General features: G+C 39.6%; 14 protein-coding genes. 2 read left to right on the top strand and 12 right to left on the bottom strand.

Translation table 11 applies throughout. The features are described 5' to 3' along the window. Positions 1–2 precede the first annotated feature (2 nt). Positions 3–482, bottom strand: coding sequence for an Lrp/AsnC family transcriptional regulator (locus CJF29_RS05000; RefSeq protein ID WP_004297952.1), 480 nt, complete (start codon positions 480–482; stop codon positions 3–5). Positions 483–634: 152 nt separating this feature from the next. Here CJF29_RS05000 and CJF29_RS04995 point away from each other — a divergent pair, with 152 nt between their 5' ends. Together CJF29_RS04995 and CJF29_RS04990 are read left to right on the top strand one after the other, a co-directional pair. Next, positions 635–1,912 (top strand): IgA Peptidase M64, encoded by a 1,278-nt coding sequence (locus tag CJF29_RS04995; protein ID WP_099146815.1) that lies wholly within the window; start codon positions 635–637, stop codon positions 1,910–1,912. A gap of 43 nt (positions 1,913–1,955) precedes the next feature. Next, on the top strand, positions 1,956–2,492 hold the full coding sequence (locus CJF29_RS04990) for a GNAT family N-acetyltransferase (RefSeq protein ID WP_099146816.1): 537 nt from the start codon (positions 1,956–1,958) through the stop codon (positions 2,490–2,492). Between the two features lie 70 nt (positions 2,493–2,562). On the opposite strand, the gene CJF29_RS04985 is transcribed toward CJF29_RS04990, so the two are convergent. The 11 genes from CJF29_RS04985 to CJF29_RS04935 all read right to left on the bottom strand — a co-directional run bounded on the left by CJF29_RS04985 (position 2,563) and on the right by CJF29_RS04935 (position 19,285). Continuing rightward, positions 2,563–4,152 (bottom strand): PKD-like family lipoprotein, encoded by a 1,590-nt coding sequence (locus CJF29_RS04985; protein WP_099146828.1) that lies wholly within the window; start codon positions 4,150–4,152, stop codon positions 2,563–2,565. A 20-nt stretch (positions 4,153–4,172) separates the two neighbouring features. Further along, complete coding sequence (locus CJF29_RS04980) at positions 4,173–4,829, bottom strand: DUF4843 domain-containing protein (RefSeq protein WP_004306801.1); 657 nt, start codon at positions 4,827–4,829, stop codon at positions 4,173–4,175. A 19-nt stretch (positions 4,830–4,848) separates the two neighbouring features. Beyond that, positions 4,849–6,309, bottom strand: coding sequence for a RagB/SusD family nutrient uptake outer membrane protein (locus tag CJF29_RS04975; RefSeq protein WP_008998805.1), 1,461 nt, complete (start codon positions 6,307–6,309; stop codon positions 4,849–4,851). Between the two features lie 35 nt (positions 6,310–6,344). Further along, on the bottom strand, positions 6,345–9,497 hold the full coding sequence (locus CJF29_RS04970; protein WP_008998806.1) for a SusC/RagA family TonB-linked outer membrane protein: 3,153 nt from the start codon (positions 9,495–9,497) through the stop codon (positions 6,345–6,347). A gap of 48 nt (positions 9,498–9,545) precedes the next feature. After that, the gene (locus CJF29_RS04965) at positions 9,546–12,158 is read right to left on the bottom strand and encodes a zinc-dependent metalloprotease (RefSeq protein WP_099146817.1); all 2,613 of its coding nucleotides are present in this window, start codon (positions 12,156–12,158) and stop codon (positions 9,546–9,548) included. 19 nt (positions 12,159–12,177) lie between these two features. After that, positions 12,178–14,748, bottom strand: coding sequence for a zinc-dependent metalloprotease (locus tag CJF29_RS04960; RefSeq protein WP_099146818.1), 2,571 nt, complete (start codon positions 14,746–14,748; stop codon positions 12,178–12,180). Between the two features lie 13 nt (positions 14,749–14,761). Further along, positions 14,762–16,066: a zinc-dependent metalloprotease gene (locus CJF29_RS04955; RefSeq protein WP_255299384.1), complete on the bottom strand. Its 1,305-nt coding sequence runs from the start codon at positions 16,064–16,066 to the stop codon at positions 14,762–14,764. Further along, complete coding sequence (locus CJF29_RS04950) at positions 16,026–17,453, bottom strand: DUF5117 domain-containing protein (protein WP_255299385.1); 1,428 nt, start codon at positions 17,451–17,453, stop codon at positions 16,026–16,028. Before CJF29_RS04950 ends, CJF29_RS04955 begins: the two co-directional genes overlap by 41 nt. A gap of 243 nt (positions 17,454–17,696) precedes the next feature. Further along, positions 17,697–18,167, bottom strand: coding sequence for an ExbD/TolR family protein (locus tag CJF29_RS04945; protein ID WP_004315772.1), 471 nt, complete (start codon positions 18,165–18,167; stop codon positions 17,697–17,699). A 3-nt stretch (positions 18,168–18,170) separates the two neighbouring features. Beyond that, a complete protein-coding gene (locus CJF29_RS04940; RefSeq protein WP_008998810.1) occupies positions 18,171–18,764 on the bottom strand; it encodes an ExbD/TolR family protein in 594 nt (197 codons plus the stop codon). A 35-nt stretch (positions 18,765–18,799) separates the two neighbouring features. Further along, complete coding sequence (locus tag CJF29_RS04935; RefSeq protein ID WP_008998811.1) at positions 18,800–19,285, bottom strand: hypothetical protein; 486 nt, start codon at positions 19,283–19,285, stop codon at positions 18,800–18,802. Positions 19,286–19,289 lie beyond the last annotated feature (4 nt).

Here is a 19,289-nt window from a genome sequence, read left to right as displayed (position 1 = left end):
GATTAATCTTCATCTTCTATGTCGACCATGATTGGCATCTGCCGCTTAATGGCTTCATGGAAGGAGATTAATGTTTCGGTACGTGCCAACCCCAATGGTTGCAGCTTATCGTGAATAATACTCAATAAATGATGGTTATTCTTTGCGTAAATTTTGATAAACATATCATATTTTCCGGTAGTGAAATGACATTCCACCACTTCGGGGATAGCTTCTAAAGCTTTCGTTACCGAATCAAAGGATTCGGGATCTTTCAGATATATACCAATATAAGCGCAAGTCTCATATCCGATTTTCTCGGGGTCGATGACATATTCCGAACCTTTTAATATACCTAAATTAGTAAGCTTCTGAATACGCTGATGGATTGCAGCGCCGGAAACATTACATGCTCGTGCTACTTCCAAAAAAGGAATACGCGCATTCCCTGCAATCAGTTTCAGAATTTGCTCATCTAAAGCATCTAATTGATGATGTCCCATTTTTGAATCAAATTGTTTTTATCAATGAATCTTTTATGCAAAGTTAGCGATTTTTCGACAACAAATACTATAATCTATTACTTTTATTTGCAGAAAGCGGATAAGTCAACAATAGTTCGTACCTTTGCGAAAAACATAAATATACCATTAATATGAAACATATTTGCTGTATTATTCTGTGTTTCTGTACTTCTATAGGAAGTTATGCACAGAATTTTGCTGATTATTTTCAGAACAAAACATTGCGAGTGGATTATATCTTTACCGGGGATGCTACACAACAGGCTATTTATCTGGATGAGCTATCACAACTTCCTACCTGGGCAGGACGTCAACATCATCTTTCGGAACTTCCATTGGAAGGCAACGGACAAATTATAGTGAAAGACCTTGCCAGCAAACAGTGTATCTACAAAACGTCATTCTCTTCTTTGTTTCAAGAGTGGCTGTCCACAGACGAAGCTAAAGAAACAGCCAAAGGATTTGAGAATACTTTCCTTCTTCCTTATCCTAAACAGCCTGTGGAGGTAGAAGTCACTTTATATTCTCCGCGAAAGAAAATAATGGCTACCTACAAACATATCGTGCGTCCGGATGATATATTGGTTCATAAACGGGGAGGATCACATGTCACTCCGCATCGGTATATGCTTCAAAGTGGTAATGAAAAAGACTGCATAGATGTTGCCATCCTTGCAGAAGGATACACAGAAAAAGAAATGGATATTTTCTACCAAGATGCCCAACGTACCTGCGAAAGTTTGTTTTCGTATGAGCCGTTCCGCTCCATGAAGGGTAAATTTAATATTGTTGCCGTAGCCAGTCCTTCTACGGACAGTGGTGTCAGTGTTCCCCGCGAAAATCAGTGGAAACAAACGGCGGTTCACTCCCATTTCGATACTTTTTACTCGGACCGTTATCTGACTACCAGCCGGGTAAAGTCTATCCATAATGCATTGGCAGGCATCCCCTACGAACATATCATTATCCTGGCTAACACGGATGTATATGGTGGTGGTGGAATATACAATTCGTATACGCTGACCACGGCCCATCACCCGATGTTCAAGCCGGTAGTCGTACACGAATTCGGACACAGTTTCGGTGGATTAGCTGACGAATATTTCTATGATGATGATGTGATGACAGATACTTATCCGCTGGATGTCGAACCATGGGAACAGAATATTTCAACACGTGTGAACTTCGCTTCCAAATGGAAAGATATGCTTCCGTCAGGTACCCCGATCCCGACCCCTATTGCTGAAAAAAAGAAATATCCCGTAGGAATATATGAAGGAGGTGGCTACTCTGCCAAAGGCATTTATCGTCCGGCTTATGACTGTCGCATGAAAACAAACGAATATCCGGAGTTTTGTCCGGTTTGTCAACGTGCCATCCGTCGAATGATTGAATTTTATGTTCCTTAATGGAATACAATTATATTATTGTCAAACTTAAAACCCAAACCTCATGATTAGACTTCAACCAATTAGTACGTCGGATCTGCAACATTACAAATTCATGGAAGAGCTTCTAATTGATTCGTTTCCACCGGAAGAGTACCGTCAGTTGGAACAACTGCGCGAGTACACTGATCGTACGGGCAACTTTCATAATAACATCATCTTTGATGATGACCTGCCAGTCGGCTTCATTACCTATTGGGATTTTGACAGTTTCTACTATGTAGAACACTTTGCAACCAATCCCGCCCTGCGAAATGGAGGCTATGGAAAACGCACGCTGGAATACTTGTGCAATTATTTGAAACGCCCGATCGTATTGGAAGTAGAACGTCCGGTAGAGGAAATGGCAAAACGACGTATCAGCTTTTATCAACGTCAAGGCTTTACGCTATGGGAAAAAGACTATAGCCAACCTCCTTACAAGCCCGGAGATGATTTTCTGCCCATGTATTTAATGGTACACGGAGAATTGGATTGTGAAAAGGATTTTGAAACAATCAAGAATAAAATTCATACGGAAGTATACGGAGTAAAAAAATAACTAAAAAAAGAATCCCGATAGTTCAACAACTACCGGGATTCTTTTTATATCTCACTACACAGTGCTGTTATTAAGTCCAGCCATTACTGTATCTGAAACGATAGCGAATATCAAAGACTTTTCCACTCATCTGATAATATCTCTCCAACTCTTCTTTCTTAGAATCTCCTAAAATCTCCCCTAAATTTGCAGTTTTTAAAGAGAGAACAAAGAATTTCCCGTTGGCCAATCCGACTCCCAGCTGGTTACCTTGTGAGGTTTCCGCATTCAAAGCTGTTACATCTTCATCAAATGTTTTCAACAGTTTCAAAGGATCTTTATCTATCGTTGTCCGATCGACATAATAAAGATCATGTCCTTTACCTACCAATAAATAGGTTCTATTATTAATATAAGGTGCTGTATAAATAACAGCTCCCTCCAATTGACTGCTAAAGTTTATTGACTTGTTCACTAATGGGATAGCTGTTACTTGATTACTTGTTGAAGCCTTATTCACAGAATATTCCTGATATAAATACTCACTTCCTCTCTTCAAAATCAAGGTCATAACATATGTACCATCCGTCAGCCCTGTAGTCTTCGGCCGGGCATAACCTAGATACACAACCTCATAATCTAACAAATCGTCCAACTTCGGTGCATCATAAAAACCATTCTTATCATAGTCTTCTTGCTTTACTGTAAATTGAAGCACTTTACCTGCAGACTGCTTGTCATAATCCATTAGAGCCAAAATACGTTGATGCTGTCCCTTTTCACCTTCTACAAACGCCATATCCAAAGCACGCATTTCCGGTATAATCAGAAATCTATCCACTTTTACCTCTTTATTTTCGAAAGTCAATGGTGTTGACAGGAATTTGCCTGTATGAAAAGCTTTCTCCAATAACTTTTTACGCGTGTATGCTTTTCCATTCTGATCTACTACGACAGTCAACCACTTTAATTCCGCAATCTGTTTTACTGTCAGATTACTTGTAAAACTGGGTTCCAGAAAAGCATCCGGCAGAACAAGGTCTTTAGTAAAAGCAGCACCTTCCAAATCCACACACTTATCAGCTTTCGGATTCACAATCCAGACAGAAGAAGGATTGCTGCCTGAACCTCCCGAGCGGAAATGTTCCAGCAACCCCACTGTTTCTTTAGGAAGAGTTTCTCTATTTTGTTCTTGATAAACTTTTAGATGTTCCTCATAAACCTGCGCGTCAGTACCCGTTGCAGTCATAAAGTTCAGATAAGAGGCTTGTTCATCTTTCGATAACACCAACCAACCATATAAGTTGTATTTCTGCGTAAAGTCCATCGCTGTACGACCGATGTATGTAAGACCGGTCTTCGGGTTAGTTACACGCAACTGACATTCCACCTGGCTTGCTATTTTCTCTACGGTAAACTCCAATACCCGTTTGTCAGAGATAAACTCACCATTCAATGTCCAGTTATATTCTAATTCTGATTCTGCAATTTCGCGTGTAGCAAAAGTAAGAGTCGGTTCCAATTTGGCTACATTTCCTACAACATAGGTATATTTAGCCCCTCCTAAATCAACTGTTATCTCATTTACATCCTCATAATCATAGTTTCCTTTGTCGCTATAGCAGCTTCCCAAAACCATTATCAGAGACAATAACAGCAGAACATAAATATTCTTTCTCATATTCAAATTCATTTTACTCATTAATAAACCGGAATATCAATATCCAATCCGTTTTCTTCAATATATTCCTTGAAGTCTAATGCATATTTTCTAATCAAGGTTTCATCTACACCTGTCAGGTCGTTGACTCCCGTACATTTGATAAACTCATCAAGTTTATAAGCATCATACGCACCCAAGTAACTTTCAACAGTACTATCCCACCACAAAGGTTTGCTAGCTATATCATTAAAGTTTATTGTGATACTTCGCTGGCCAACAAAGCCCGGCTGGAAGTTCTCATTTTCCTTAATGCCAAACACTAAGGTTACTTCTTTATCCTTCAATATATCATTCGGATTCTTTAAAGTCACTGTTATCTGATCCGTAGCAGTTCCCTGATGAAAAACCGGATGAAGATTCAATTCATACATATCCGGAGTAGCAGTTGTCTTTTCCGTATCAATATATAATTCAAAAGTTTTATCCTCTGTCAACAAGTCTCCCATCAGATTCACCTCAAATTCCAATGAATGAGTGGTAAGTCCGGGATAGTAAGAAAAAGAAAAGCTCTGTGATGCGGTTTCTTTCTGTGTAAAATAGACATACGATCCCAAATCGTATCTGCCTATCTGGTCTTTCTCACATGCAGTCAGCACCAAGACCATTGCAGTCAAAAATAAATATATCTTTTTCATCTTCTATTTATCTATAAAATTAGTAAACCATCTCATTATCCGGCAATGGGAATATAAAATTGGTCTTTGAGTTAGGAAGTATATTGTATCTCTTATAAAAATAGTACAACTGACCTTCACCAAGAAATTCTTTACGGGCATCTTTCAGAACCGCTATCTTATATTCCGCCAAAGTAGAAATATAAGAGAAAATTCCGGCTGTGCATCCACGCGCCTGTGCTACCGTTTCCAGTTCTGCCGTTCCGGCTACCGGATCTGTTTCTGCTAAATATTCACCACGTATATAGTGCATTTCGCTCAAACGGATGACAGGAATAATACGTTTATCAAGATCTGTGTAAGATGCATCATCCATATATTTCTTAGAGATCACACAATACCAGTCATAGTCGCTATGAATTTCCATCATACCACCAGTCTCATTCCAGCGTCTGTCATTAGCATTTTCATCGAGAATCTCTGTATAATCGTCATAGTCAATAGAAACCATTCCACCATCTTCATCCCTATTATCCCATGCTTTGAAGAGTTCTACTTCCTTTGAATTTGAAAGAGCAAAAATTAAATCGTCCTTCATTTTAGGATTCGTATTAAAGCTGGCATTGGCAGTAAAGGTGAACATCTTTTCTCCATTATCATCTGTGTAATTTATCACTTCCGATGCTGCATCATAAGCTTTCTTCGACTCTCCTGCATAAGAGAATACGCGAGCCTGCAAAGCAGTGATAGCAATATAACTCATACGAAAACCACGACTGGCATAAAACATGTCAGTTACCAAATCACCGCCTTCAAAGCGATAGGCTTTGGTCATCAACAACTTATAACCTTCCTGGTTGTCATAGGTCTGCACTAAATCACGTGCCTCTTCCAAATCTTTTTCTATTTTAGCCAGTACTTCTTTCACTGTCAGGTAGGGCTCTGACACAGAAGGGAAAGTCGCATAATAAGGAACATATTTCTTTCCATCATCTGCTGCGACACTGGGAGCAAACAAACGAAGAACCTCAAAGTGTAACATCGCTCTTAACGCCAATGCTTCTCCGTGAATCAGATCTTGTTCGAGCGTTTTACCCTGAAAAATAGCAGGATCGGCAGCTTCGATGTTTTTAATCAACTCATTACAGTTGGCTATCGCATTGTAAGCGGTAGACCAGATGCTCTGAATAACCGGTTCCAGTGTTTTATCCGTATACTTATACTGGCAGGCCTGCCAATACTTGGAGTCCGTGCTTCCCAAATTAGATTTGGTATATTGCTGTCCCAATACGTCAGCCATTCCCCATGTCAGTTCTTCTCCCCAAAGATTCTGGCTGGACATCTGCTTGTAAATACCATTCAAAGCAATGCGGTAGCCACTTCCAGAGTTAAACAGATCTTCTCCATCAACCTGATTATTAGGACTTACATCCAACCAATCGGAACAGGAACAAAACGTCAATGACGTACATAAAACTAATATAATATTCTTAATTTTCATATACTTCCTTTTATTTAATAATTGTCACGACCCACTTAGAAACTTGCATTCACTGTAAAATTGACACTTCGAGAGTAAGGATAACTCAAGCCGCGTTCTTGTTTCACTGTACAGAAACGGGCAAGGTCATTAGCACCTATTTCCAGACGAAGCATACTCAATCCCAATTTCTTGATTTGTTCTGCCCCGAAAGTATAACCTAATGTGATTGAATTCAATGACAACAAGTTGTAGTCTTCAATGAAACGAGTCGATGATTTAGTTATCTCAATACTGTTCTTGCCATTATATAATGCTTTAAAACGAGCATTGTCTCCCGGCTCTTTCCAACGGTCGGAAAGGACACGTTTATCTACGTTAGAGTTGTAGATATCAGCATTTTCAACCTTGGATACCAATGTTGAATTATATCGTTGACCGCCATATTCGTACATGAATGTAGTGTACAAGCTGAATTTCTTCCAAGAGAAGTTGAAACCAAATGTTCCCTGAATATCCGGCTCGGTATCACCACAACTAATCATATCAGCTGAATCCCACTTAGTAGTCAATGTTCCGTCGCGCTTCTCAAAGATTTCCTTTCCTGTAGCCGGATCAATACCATGAGATTTCACAGCGGAGATAGCCGTAGTAGAAACACCTTCTTCGTATTTACGGAAAGGTTTCGCTGCATCAGCATCGTAGTTACCGAGTTCTGCATATTTCTGATCGACCAGATCGTTATAAGCTTTCAGACTATTAGAAATCTTCACTAATTTATTCTCATTATGGCCCAAGTTGGCAAATAATGAAAGTTGCATATCACGTCTACGAATGATATTACTGCGTACATTAAATTCATATCCACGGTTCTGCATCTCTCCGACATTGTCTTTGTAGGAAGTGAAACCGGTAGAACTGGGAATAGTCACATCATTCACCAAGTCTACAGTGCGTTTGTTATAGTAAGCAAACGAAATATAGAACAAGCGTTTTAACAGACCCAACTCAAATCCAAAATCTGTCTGGTAAGTAGTTTCCCAACCCAGATTCACATTACCCATCGCTATCATATTGGCACCCATTCCGGTTTCATACCATTCATCACCATTAATCTCATAAACGGTTTTTGCCGCAAAAGGCTCAAAGTTTACTTTACCGGAAGAACCATAAGTTCCACGAATTTTAAATTCATCAATGAAGCTCAACTTCTTTATAAACTCATAGTTATGCAAAGCAAGTCCCAGACCAAACGACCAGAACAAGGCTGTTTTATTATCTGAACCAAATTCTGAAGAGCCATCGCTACGAACCGAAGCATCAAGCAAATAAATATTCTGATAGCTATAGTTTAAAGTAGCCAACGCACCGAACAGTCGTGATTTGGTATCGCTCCAATCCGGTTTTTCGTAGATCTTTTGTGCATAGTTAGGAGAATCGAAGTCGCCGGAGGGAAAACCCATATAACGTGCCGAAGTACTTGTGCCACTCGAAGAGGTGGCATTAATACCTACCGACAGATTGATATTGTGTTCCTTAATAGTCCGGTTATACGCAAGGAAAGCATTCATATCCCAAGACAAGGAGTTACCACTACTGGTAGTCAATTCACCGGATATTTTATTCGTACTGCTCAATGCATCTGTATTCTTTGCAGACAACGGATCCAGGAAACGACGAGATTCTGAATAACTTTTAGTTAATGCAAACTGTCCTTTAATTTGCCAGTGATCATTAATATACCAGTTGGCAGACAAGTTATCAATGAATTCGTCCGCATTAGAACGATCATAACTTTTCAATGTAGCCTCATACAAAGGATTGGCCAGATTGTCCATACCCAAATTGTGCCATTCGGTTGTTTTTGTCACATAATCACCATCATCATCACGGAAAGTATCATACGGCAGTTTAGTTGTATAATCCGAGAAACTTCCATAAGGTGATTCTTTAGAACGTGTTGACGAATAAGAAACATAGTTACGCACCTGCAAACGACCGATACGGTAATCTAAAGCCAAACCTCCACCTGTACGGTCACGGTAAGAGCCTCTCATCACACCATCAGATTTGTTATAACTCAAATCCACAGAGAAACGCAGATTTTCCGTACCTCCGGTCAAAGACAAACTATGCTTATGATTGAATACAGAATGAACCGGTTGCGAAATCCAGTCCGTATCGACACCTCGTTTCACATTTTGCAATTTACCGTAGTATTCTCTGTCGAGCGTATATTGCTCACCGGCATCCTTGCCAATATAGAAACCGGCTAACCGTTCAGTTTCCAGTTTTTCAGAAGCATTCATCAGATTATAATCAGATAAGTCCGGCATTTGCAAAGTTCCGGTCATGCTATAATCGATCTGCAACTTGCCCGGTTTGGGAGGAACGGTAGTGATAACGACGATACCGTTTGCTGCACGTGAACCATACATGGCTGTTGCAGCCGCATCTTTCAAAATTGTGATATTCTCGATACGGTTAGGGTCAAGGTCATACAATTTAGTAGCTGAAACTTCAAAACCATCCATGATGAACAACGGGAGGTTCGGATTATTCTGCAAGTTGGATTTAGAAACAGTTTCCGAGTCCAACTCTTTGATGCCTATACCTGAACGACCACGGATATAAAGTTCCGGAATAGCATTCGGGTCTGATCCCCACTGACTATTTTCCTGAATACGGAAAGATGGATCAAATGCCTGCAAAGCAGAGAATACATTCGTCTTAGAAACTTTCAACAAATCTTCTTTCTTGATCTGTACACTGTTACCTGTGAAACTCTTCTTATTAATGTTAGAGTAACCGGTAATTACCACCTCATCAGTCATCACAGCATCTTCCTTCAACTTAATAACACGCGCCTTATCTTTAGACGCATCGTCTCCCAAACTGATTTCCTCTGTCACCATTCCTATATAGGAAACAATAATCACCGGATGCTTACGAACGGGATAAAAAAGTTTAAACTCTCCGTTAACATCCGTAGTAGTACCAAAATCGGTACCCTTCAAGCGAATAGTCACTCCAATCAGTTGGAGTCCTTCCTGATCGACCACTTTTCCAAAAACCGCGCGGTACCCTGATGGCACTTCACTGTTTTCAACCTTTGTTTTTTGTACTTGCTGCTTGTTATCTTTCTGTTGAGCTACCACCGTAACTACCGACAAAAGATATAACAAGGAAAAAAGAAATACTTTTTTCATAATTCGTGTTGTATATTCTATTTATGCAAAATAATATATGTGATTTATTTAAGTTTTAGGAGTATCTTTCCAAGAACGCGTCATCAAGAACAACAGATATTTATAGTGGGCACGCGTCTGTTCATCCCCAGTCATTTGTTGTTTCTTGACTAACTCCGCCAATTTCTGATAAGTGCCATACCATAAATGATTCTGATTATCCGTTGCTATATTATACATGACAGCACGAGAGCCGTAACCCTGCTCCTCTATTGCGCTTTCAGCATCTCCATCTTCCTCTTCGTCCAAAGCTCCTACTTTGTCTGTGTTATCATCCGACAAATAGTATTGTCCGAACCATCTCTTCTGACCATTTATATCTACACTGTTGCGCACATTCGATAAGAATTCAGCCTGCATAATACGTTCAGGTTCCGTCAACGAACGTCCCTCCATTGTCGGACGCCATACTAATTCATATAAATCGTCGATATATTCTTTCGGGCTATAAGAAGACGGATCACGATAGTACGTCAACGAAACACGCTTAGTCTGATATAAGTCTGTAATCACATTCTTTTCCTTTACTACATAATTCTTCAGAATCTTACGGGCCTGTGAACCGGAGAATGAAAGTTTCTTGATGACGTCTTCATCATCAATCCATTCCAAATCCTTCAGTTGAGTAAACAGAAAATCTAAAGAAGCTCTTTGCAAATCCTTGGGTACTGCGGTAAGAGTTGCGTTAGCGTCACCAACAAAGTGCTCATTCAAATAGAATGAACCGATATTGCGATATACATTAAACAAGTATCCTCTCAATTGCTGTACGATAAACGGAAATACCATATTACGATAATCATAGTTCTTATCTTCCGCATCCATCCATTCATGCATATGAGCTACAATGTAACGCAAATTATTAATACCGTATGTACTGGCTTTAATCGCATCGTTTCCTAAATCAAAAGAAAGAGCCGATGGGTCGAATGTAGTCAGCAAATACTGTTTGGTTCCAAAACGATACATCGGATCACCGCTTTTCTCACTAATCCACTGGCGTACCACCTTATTCTCTTCCTGTGCAGTTTGTGCTTCTAAAATAGGTTTGTAGGCTACTTTAATAGCATAATAGTCATACACTCCCAATTTAGGAGAAAGCATCACTCCTTTATCACCCGGTTGAGCCACATAGTTGGAACCTACTTCATCCATCACAGAGGCAGTTATTCCATATTTCTGCGTATAAGAAGCCGACCGTAAAGAATCTGTCGGTATAGCAAAAGAACCTGCCATATTCTCTATCAATCCTAAAGCAAAACCCACTTCCCGGCGAACGGCACAACGAAGCGTTTCACTCATCAAATCATCCGGCAAACGAAGATGACGTGCATCCGGATCCACTTGAGAAGTCTGTACAAAACGCTGAATATTATTCCACTTCAGCAAATCATGATAAAGGTATAGGGAAGCATTCATGATTTCCCCCGTACGAGGATCAGCAAACGATGCATCTTTCATAGTCGTTACCACTCCGGTAGGAACATAACGAATCGTACTGTACTTTAAATTGTCAGGATCAAAATCCGGATCATCTTTCGGGAAATCCTTCACCTGAATAGCATCTTTGAAACCGATAGCCTCAAAAGCCTTATTCCAGTCATTTACTCCTGCTTTTACAGCTGCTCTCCAACTTACCGGGAAGTTAGGATCCATATAAAAAACAATCGGCTTTTTCGGTTCTGTCAGTTCACCACGTTTGTACTTATCAACGTCCGAAACCTCCAGATTCCAACGCTTCATCCGGTGTTCCATTCTGGAGCCATCAACCTCCGTACCCATATTTTCCATTTCCACAGTACCTATTCCAATTCGGGGGTCGGCTAAGCGCGGACGCATCTGCGGTTTTTCAGGCAGCAACAATAAGGTACGGTTTACTGTCATGCTGACAGGTTCATCCACACTGGCAAGTTGTCCGCCTACGCTCAGATTCATTAAGTAAGTCAATTTAGAGAGAATAGAAACATTGTCTCCAAAAGCCTTCACTCCTGTCAGGTACGATAAATCATCCCTGAATTTTACAGCTTGTCTACCCGAACCATATTCCATGGTACGTTTACCGCTCGAAAAAGGATTCATATCTTCCGTGTGAGATACAAAATAGGAAGTCATATCTACCACCACGGCCGAAGAGTCTTTATTAAAGGCAGCAATAGTGAAAGCATCCACAATGGTTGACAATGAATTCTTCTTCAGTCCTTCCTGCATATTCTGATTTGCCGAACTGGAGAATATCATGTTCTGTCCTGTTCTGCTGACTTCTTTCATATACAGCGTACTATCTACCACTGAAAATTTGATATGACGGGGAGTATACGACATCGTTCCTGCCGGTCCATTTCCCATATCAGAGGTTTCTACTACTTTAGAACCTAAAAGAAATTCTCGTCCCATGAGTGAAACGGGGAACTCTACGAGCAGCTTTTTCTTGTCTACAAAGTGTAAAGTGAGCAGACCTTTAGAAGTTTCTACCTTCTTGTCTTTAAACAGCTTTTCGTACTTGCTGAGTTTTTTCTCTTTCTTTTCCGTTTTGTCTTTTTTCTTTTTCCAGAAAATCGTATTTGCGTCTGCAGCAGGCAACGTAAATACCGCAGCCAGACAAATTATCAAAAATCGTCTCATATCGTGTTTTCTTATTATTTTACCAATTACGTATATCTTCTATCTTCTCAAGCAACTGTCCATAGTGCATCCTTGTTTCATAAGAACCGGAATTCAAACGCGATTCCATTAACTTCTGAACACGGATCAACAGCCCATGATACAAATGCAGCTGATTATCATTAGATAAATTGGTGATATATCCCAAAGGTCCGAATCCTCCAACTGTATTTACTTCGGGCTGAGTAGACTGTAGCAGCGTTTCAACCTTCTTCTTCTTTTCACGACCTGTAGTTTCCATGTGATTAGGCAACTGCAACTTTCTCAAAATAGCGGCAACCACTTCATATTGAAGTAGCATTTCTGCACGGTTCAATGATTTTCCTTTCAAGGTCGATGCCCATATACCATTATAAACGTCATTCAGATATTCTTCAGGAGAATAGCTGTTCTTATCTTTGTAATAAGCTAATGACACTCGTTTGGTAGACACCAAAACACTTGCAAAATCCTTCATCATCTTTTGATAAACCGGAGTCTGCACCGGCATGTTACGAAGTATGGAAGAATCATCCAACCAAGTCATATTGCACAACTCGTTCATTACAAAACGAGCCGCTTCACGCTGCTGAATTTTAGATACAACAGATAGAGCCTGATTACGGTCGCCCACTATATGCTCGGACAGATAGAATCCTCCTACATTTTGAAAAGCATACATCAAATATTGGTTATACTGATTAACTATCTCCGGATAAATATGAATGCGGAAACGATAATCCGAATCCTGTTGTTCCACCCATTGATCGATGTTTCCCAAGATATATTTCAGATTACTGATTCCATATTTTCCCGCTTTAACAGCATCGTTACCCAAATCACCTCCCAATGCGCTCGGATCATATTCTGCCTCCTGATATTGAGCTTTGCCGTAACGATAAACTGGATCTCCCGACTTCATGGATACCCATCTCATTATCTTTTCACGGATTTCTTCGGGTGTCTTTGTATCCGGAATGAGCATATATCCCATCTGGATCGCATATAAGTCATAAGCTCCCAACTTATTCTGAACGAACTGAACCTTGTCATCCTGTGGTTGAGCAATATAATTGTAAGGAAGTTCATCCATCACTGAAGAAGCAATACCGTTTTGTTCGGTAAATGCAGCTGATCTCAATGATTCTACAGAAAATGCAGCTGAAGCCGAAGCGTTATCAGCCAAACCTAAACAATGACCTACTTCACGAGCTACATAAAGCCGGATACTCTCTAATAAAATCTCTTCCGACAACTGTAAACCACGCATACGTTTATCAGCTTGAGCTGTTTGGATAAAACGTTGATTAGCTATCGTCTTTGCTATATCATGTCCAACAAAAATAGTTCCATTAATAATTTCTCCACTGCGAGGATCCACCCAAACTTTGCTTTGAGTCTTTGAGAGATTTACAGGCACATAACGGATGCAAGAATACTTCAAATTTCCGGCATAGAATGTTGTATCATTTGCAGGAAAATCCGCAGTTTGTACAGCCTCCTTAAATCCAGCCATCTTGAACGCTTCATTCCACCAGTTGACACCTTCTTTTATTGCTTTTTTCCAAGCCTCCGGAAAATCGTTGTCGATATAGAACACCACCGGTTTCCGTGGAGCAACCAAATCTCCCCGACGATATACTTCCTCGTCAGCTGGCAGTAGATTCCATTTATGTTGCAAATATGAAAAGGCCGTACCGTCTTTCTCTGTTGATATCTTCTGCTTTTTGGTAAATGTATACCCTAACCGGGGATCGCCCAATCGCCAGGCCATTGTCTCTTCCGGCAATAAAAGCATTGAATAAACAGCCTTCACCCGCACATTTCCTCCTCTGACTTCCTTTTTATTGGCAAGCAGAGATTGATAAAAGCTCATATCCAGATTGATCTCCAGATTATCATCAAAGACATAAAAGTTTCTGATGGAAGAAAGATTCTTTTTCAACACCGCTTTCAACTCCAATTGGCCATATTTCTCATCCTCCAAAGAGGGGCTATTCTGGTCAAACAGAGGAAGACGTTTATTGTCAGCAAGAAAGAACTTAGTCACCTCGAACACCACTGCTGTGCTATCCATATTATAAGCCGCAATCTTGAATGACTCCATGTCCGGCGTTATATTACTTTTCGCTACTGCCTTACTGATATCAGACTGATTACTATATACATCCATCCGGGAAACGGGAGTTACATTCTGCATATACACCTGATCCTCTTGTATGGCAAAACGGATATGCAACGGAGTAGTCATAGTCTGTCCGACAAGACCACTGGTATTATCACTAGTTGCCGAGATCGAAGAACCCATCAAAAAATCACGTCCTAACAAACTTTTAGGAAACTCAAAATAAAGTTTATCATCAATCTTATGGATCGTTATAAGCCCTTTCTTCGTCACCACTCTTTTGTTCTTAAACAAACGTGGGTATTGAGTATTCCTCTTTTTAGAAGCAGTCTGAACCGTATCCGATTTTGCTTCCGTTTGCACTTTCTCCTTTTTCTTGGCAAAAACATCAGAAGTTCCGGTAGCTAACATAAAAGCCCCGGTCAATAACACTATAAATAACTTCATCACTCAACAATTTTTATTTTGCCTTTTCAAAGTCATTAATGATAGACAATAAATATTCATAGTGAGAGCGGGTTGCATAGGAACCTGAATTCTTACGCTTTTCCACTATATTCTTTATACGCGTCAATAAATCAAAATACAGATGATTCTGATTATTATTGGAAGTATTAAGCACATAATAGATATAGTCAAAGCCTGCATATTCATTTATCTTTTTCATTGCGTTAGCAGTCTGGTAATAATGTCCTGCATCTACACAACAATCTGCATCTCCCTGCTCTGTCAAATGTTTATATACTTCAAACAGCTGGAACAGAGGTAAATCCGTATTAGCCGGCAACTGTAAAGCACCTGTCTGGGCAGCTTGTTTCAAATCCGCAAACAAGACTTCATCAATCTCGTCTTTCTTTGTCAGCGGATCAGCATTACGAATAATACCCATCAATACTTCTGTCTGCAAAATACGTTCGGATTCGGTTGGTTCCACATTTTTAATAGTCGATTCCCATAAAATGGTATAAATATCATCCAAATATTCCTGTGGAGAATATGCGGAAGAATCACGGTAAGCAGCCAATGAAACACGTTTTGTATTCAGAATTTTCTTACTCATCGATTTCAGGATGGAACGGGACATTGAACCGTCAAAAGTCAGATTCTTTACTACATCAGGATTATCTATCCAGTCAATGTTCTTTAATTCATTCAAAACAAACTGAACAGCACGCTTCTGCATATCGTGAGGAATCACTTCTGATGTATTATACGGATCGCCGACATAATGTTCATTGATAAAGAAACCACCCACATTTGCCCAGGCATTATTCAGATAACGCACATACTGCGAAACCAATGCATCATAAAGATGATCTCGATAGGTAAAATCAGGATCCTTATCATTCAGCCATGTATTGAAATTGCCTAATATATATTTCAGGTTCTTAATGCCATAAGCACCTGCCTTCATAGCATCATTACTGATATCTTCCGATAAAGAAGTCGGGTCAAAAACACCATAACCTAACTGTTGTTTCCCATATCTATATTCCAAATCCCCGATTTTACTCTTAATAATACTTTCTAAATAAGGAACCTCTTCTTCAGTAGTTTTTGCTTCCGGAAATACTGTATATCCCCACTTAATGGCATAATAATCATAAGTACCTAATACCGGAGGAGTAAGACATACATCTTTATCTTCGGGTTGTGCAATATAATTAAAACGGGCATAGTCCATAATAGATGGAGTAGTGCCATGCTCTTTCATAAACACAGGATCACGATACGATTCTGTTGCATAAGCAAAAGAAGATCCCATATTGTGCATCAATCCCAGACAGTGCCCTTACCTCATGAGATATGATATAGCGCAAACTCTCGTCCAATACATCCTGAGGAAGTTTGGGAGTCCGCACTCTTGGATCAACTTGTGCCGTTTGCACAAATCGCATATCATTCACCAACTGAATAACATCATGATATACAAATACAGAAGCATTAATAATCTGACTGTTTCTGGGATCAATCCATGATGGTCCCATCGCATTCACGATTCCGATCGGAGCATAATTAATGCAGTTATACTTAATATTAGCCGGATCAAATTCAGGATCATCTTTCGGGAAGTCTTTCACCTGCATTACATTCTTAAAGCCAATACGTTCAAAAGCTTTATTCCATACCAACACCCCTTCATGAATACCCTTTTTCCATTCTTCAGGGAAAGCATCGTCAATATAAAAAAGAATAGGTTGCGTAGGTTCAACAAGTTCTCCTCGCTTGTAAGCTTCTACATCTTTAGGATATACATTCCACTTATTAGCATAAGTATTCATTTTCACTCCGTCATAATCATCAGCAATCTCTTCCTTATTTGAAGTAAAATAGCCAATGCGCGGATCAGCCATACGCGGCATCATTTCGGGAGTCTCCGGCAGCAAAACAAATGACCGGTTTACTTTTACCGTAACAGGTTCCTGATAGGCAATTGCAACAATGCCCATATAAAGTAAATCCTGCAAATAGCTTAAACTGGATGTTACCGATATGTTATCATCAAATGATTTTATCTGATCGACATAAGAGAGCTCTTTTTTGAAAGTTGCCCGGCGCACACAAGCACCAAACATTGTCTTCTTACCATAAGGGTCAAAAATAGCCATGCGCTTATTATCGCTCACCAGAAAATCCGTCATGTCGAATACTACAGCTGTACTATCTGCATTATACGCCATCACTTTGAATCCTTCCATTACAGGCTCTCCGATTCCTTTCTTCATTGCCTGTTTTATGGACTCATCCTTACTCGTAGAAAAGATCGGGCGACGTGCAAAGTTACTCACTTCGCGCATCTCCATCACACTATCGCGTAATGCGAACTTAATGTGCAGGGGCTTTTTAATTTTTTGCCCAACCAATGCATTTCCATTGTCACTAATCTCTGAAACTGTCGATCCTAGAAGCATCTCGCGATTCTGAAGGGTAAGAGGGAACTCAAATAAGATTTTTCCTTCAATCTTATGAAGAGTTATCACTCCTTTTTTCACTTCATCTTTTTTCCCTTTAAAAATTTTCTCGTAGGGAGACTCTTTCTTCGTAGTTTTCGTGTTTTTTTTCTTCTTTGCGTAAATCGGTTCTACCGTCACTAACATTGCGCACGCTAGTACCAGCAAAAGAAACGCCTTCTTTGCAACTAACTTATTCACAATCAAAATTATTTTAATTATATTATAAATAATAAAAACAGCTACAAAATTATATATAATTCCTATTGAAAGTGAATTTTATCATACCTAATTACGATTATTTTATTCTTTTTTATCTTAAAGGCTTCTATTTAAGAACATATAAAGTGGCTATATTCCAATACAGTGCAACATTTGCATATAAAAAGAAAGGGTATCCAAACAGATTGGACACCCTTTCTTTTTATATATTAAATTAACTAATTACTTCTCACCACGTTTCGTAGCCGAATAGTTAATCTTCAAAGCATAAGATTTTCTAAGAGCATTTTTTACGTCAGTAATAATACCCATCTTTGTCTTTTGATCTACTTTCAGAGACACAGTCATTTTAGCTGCATCACCTTCATTCATACTTGCACGTTCCTGGAAAATGAAGTCTTGTACTTCACCAACTTCAGCATAGCTGTCGTTGAGCTGAATACGACTTTCAGTACCCATTTTCGCGCGATATTCTTGTGTAGGTTCCCCTACATAGATGAATGTTACCAGCGATTTCTTCTCCAGTTTTTCGAGTTCAGTACCTTGCGGAAGTGTAAACTGCACCTTTAATGTTACCTCACGCATCGTTGTTACAATCATAAAGAAGAACAACAAAGTAAAGATAAGATCAGGCAACGAAGAAGTATTCAATGCCGGCATTTCACGTTTACCAGTCTTATTAAATTTTCCCATTACTTACTTCTTTTTATCTCCGTACTTTTTAGGTTCTGCCTCAGAAATTCTCTGCGGATAAATTTCACGAATCGCCTTTTGTTGATCGTCATTCAATTCCGCATATGTCTTTTGCCATTTTTCCTGAGCCAACTCGTCTCTCAATTCATTGTATGCAGCCACCAATTCGTTCTGCACACTGATATATGCCTGATAAGAAGATCCACGGTCATTCTGCAAAGAAATTACGTGCTTGTCATTAACCAGATATGTGCCGAAGAATTCTACATTCTTCTGTGTTTTTTCAGGCATGTGTTCTGCATTAGCAACATTAGCAATAAATTCTTTAGCTCTTTCTCTTAGCTCATCAACACCGATATAATCATTTCCGCACATCAAGGCATCATCCTTATTCAGGTATACCTGTAAGACGTTACGTTCTTTGATCTTATCTGTGTTCTGTTGGTCTTGATCTTCGGGTGGTGGAGGCAAAAGTCTTGCCAAACCACGGTCCGTATCCATTGATGTTGTAATCAAGAAGAAGATCAGCAACAAGAAAGCAATATCCGCCGTAGAACTTGAGTTAATATCAGGAACTTTTCTTTTTCCTCTTGCCATTGTAATTACTTATTTAATTGAGTATTCTCAATTGGTTATGATAATTTTTTCTTTATACCACTCACGATGATTGCAACAACTGTCACAAACAACAAGATGTAAATAGCATAAAGGAACATATCAGTTACTTTTAGCCAGAAAGGAACGTTGTCTGTACCATCATAGCCCTGTATCTGCATCGGTGTTCCATCACCCATAGCCCAAGCTACAATTAAAACAACAACTAAAAGAACCAAACCAAGTAAAGACTTGATAGCGCTTGCCGGATTATCTTTCAAAGCTGCACCAAATTGGAATACAGCAGCAATAACTGTGGCTGCAATGGCTATACCAAACAAAACGTACATCAGATAGAGTAAGGCGTCTGTTTGAGCCGGTTGCCACATCTCGGGATCTACCCCCGGAATCAAGGCATCGCCAGTGGCATCTCCCCCTAAGAAGAACACGCCCATAACGATTAGAATGATGGCAAACATCGCATACAGTACGTAATACGATATTCTATATGTTAACTTACTCATTTCA

This window comes from Bacteroides celer (assembly GCF_002632415.2).
In the GTDB taxonomy this organism is placed as follows: Bacteria; Bacteroidota; Bacteroidia; order Bacteroidales; family Bacteroidaceae; genus Bacteroides.
This window is presented reverse-complemented; position numbering and strand designations above follow the sequence as displayed.

Excerpts from the sequence above, each read along its gene's own strand:
- CJF29_RS05000 (WP_004297952.1), bottom strand. The coding sequence starts at position 482 with ATGGGACATCATCAATTAGATGCTTTAGATGAGCAAATTCTGAAACTG.
- CJF29_RS04995 (WP_099146815.1), top strand. The coding sequence starts at position 635 with ATGAAACATATTTGCTGTATTATTCTGTGTTTCTGTACTTCTATAGGA.
- CJF29_RS04990 (WP_099146816.1), top strand. The coding sequence starts at position 1,956 with ATGATTAGACTTCAACCAATTAGTACGTCGGATCTGCAACATTACAAA.
- CJF29_RS04985 (WP_099146828.1), bottom strand. The coding sequence starts at position 4,152 with ATGAGAAAGAATATTTATGTTCTGCTGTTATTGTCTCTGATAATGGTT.
- CJF29_RS04980 (WP_004306801.1), bottom strand. The coding sequence starts at position 4,829 with ATGAAAAAGATATATTTATTTTTGACTGCAATGGTCTTGGTGCTGACT.
- CJF29_RS04975 (WP_008998805.1), bottom strand. The coding sequence starts at position 6,309 with ATGAAAATTAAGAATATTATATTAGTTTTATGTACGTCATTGACGTTT.
- CJF29_RS04970 (WP_008998806.1), bottom strand. The coding sequence starts at position 9,497 with ATGAAAAAAGTATTTCTTTTTTCCTTGTTATATCTTTTGTCGGTAGTT.
- CJF29_RS04965 (WP_099146817.1), bottom strand. The coding sequence starts at position 12,158 with ATGAGACGATTTTTGATAATTTGTCTGGCTGCGGTATTTACGTTGCCT.
- CJF29_RS04960 (WP_099146818.1), bottom strand. The coding sequence starts at position 14,748 with ATGAAGTTATTTATAGTGTTATTGACCGGGGCTTTTATGTTAGCTACC.
- CJF29_RS04955 (WP_255299384.1), bottom strand. The coding sequence starts at position 16,066 with ATGGGATCTTCTTTTGCTTATGCAACAGAATCGTATCGTGATCCTGTG.
- CJF29_RS04945 (WP_004315772.1), bottom strand. The coding sequence starts at position 18,167 with ATGGGAAAATTTAATAAGACTGGTAAACGTGAAATGCCGGCATTGAAT.
- CJF29_RS04940 (WP_008998810.1), bottom strand. The coding sequence starts at position 18,764 with ATGGCAAGAGGAAAAAGAAAAGTTCCTGATATTAACTCAAGTTCTACG.
- CJF29_RS04935 (WP_008998811.1), bottom strand. The coding sequence starts at position 19,285 with ATGAGTAAGTTAACATATAGAATATCGTATTACGTACTGTATGCGATG.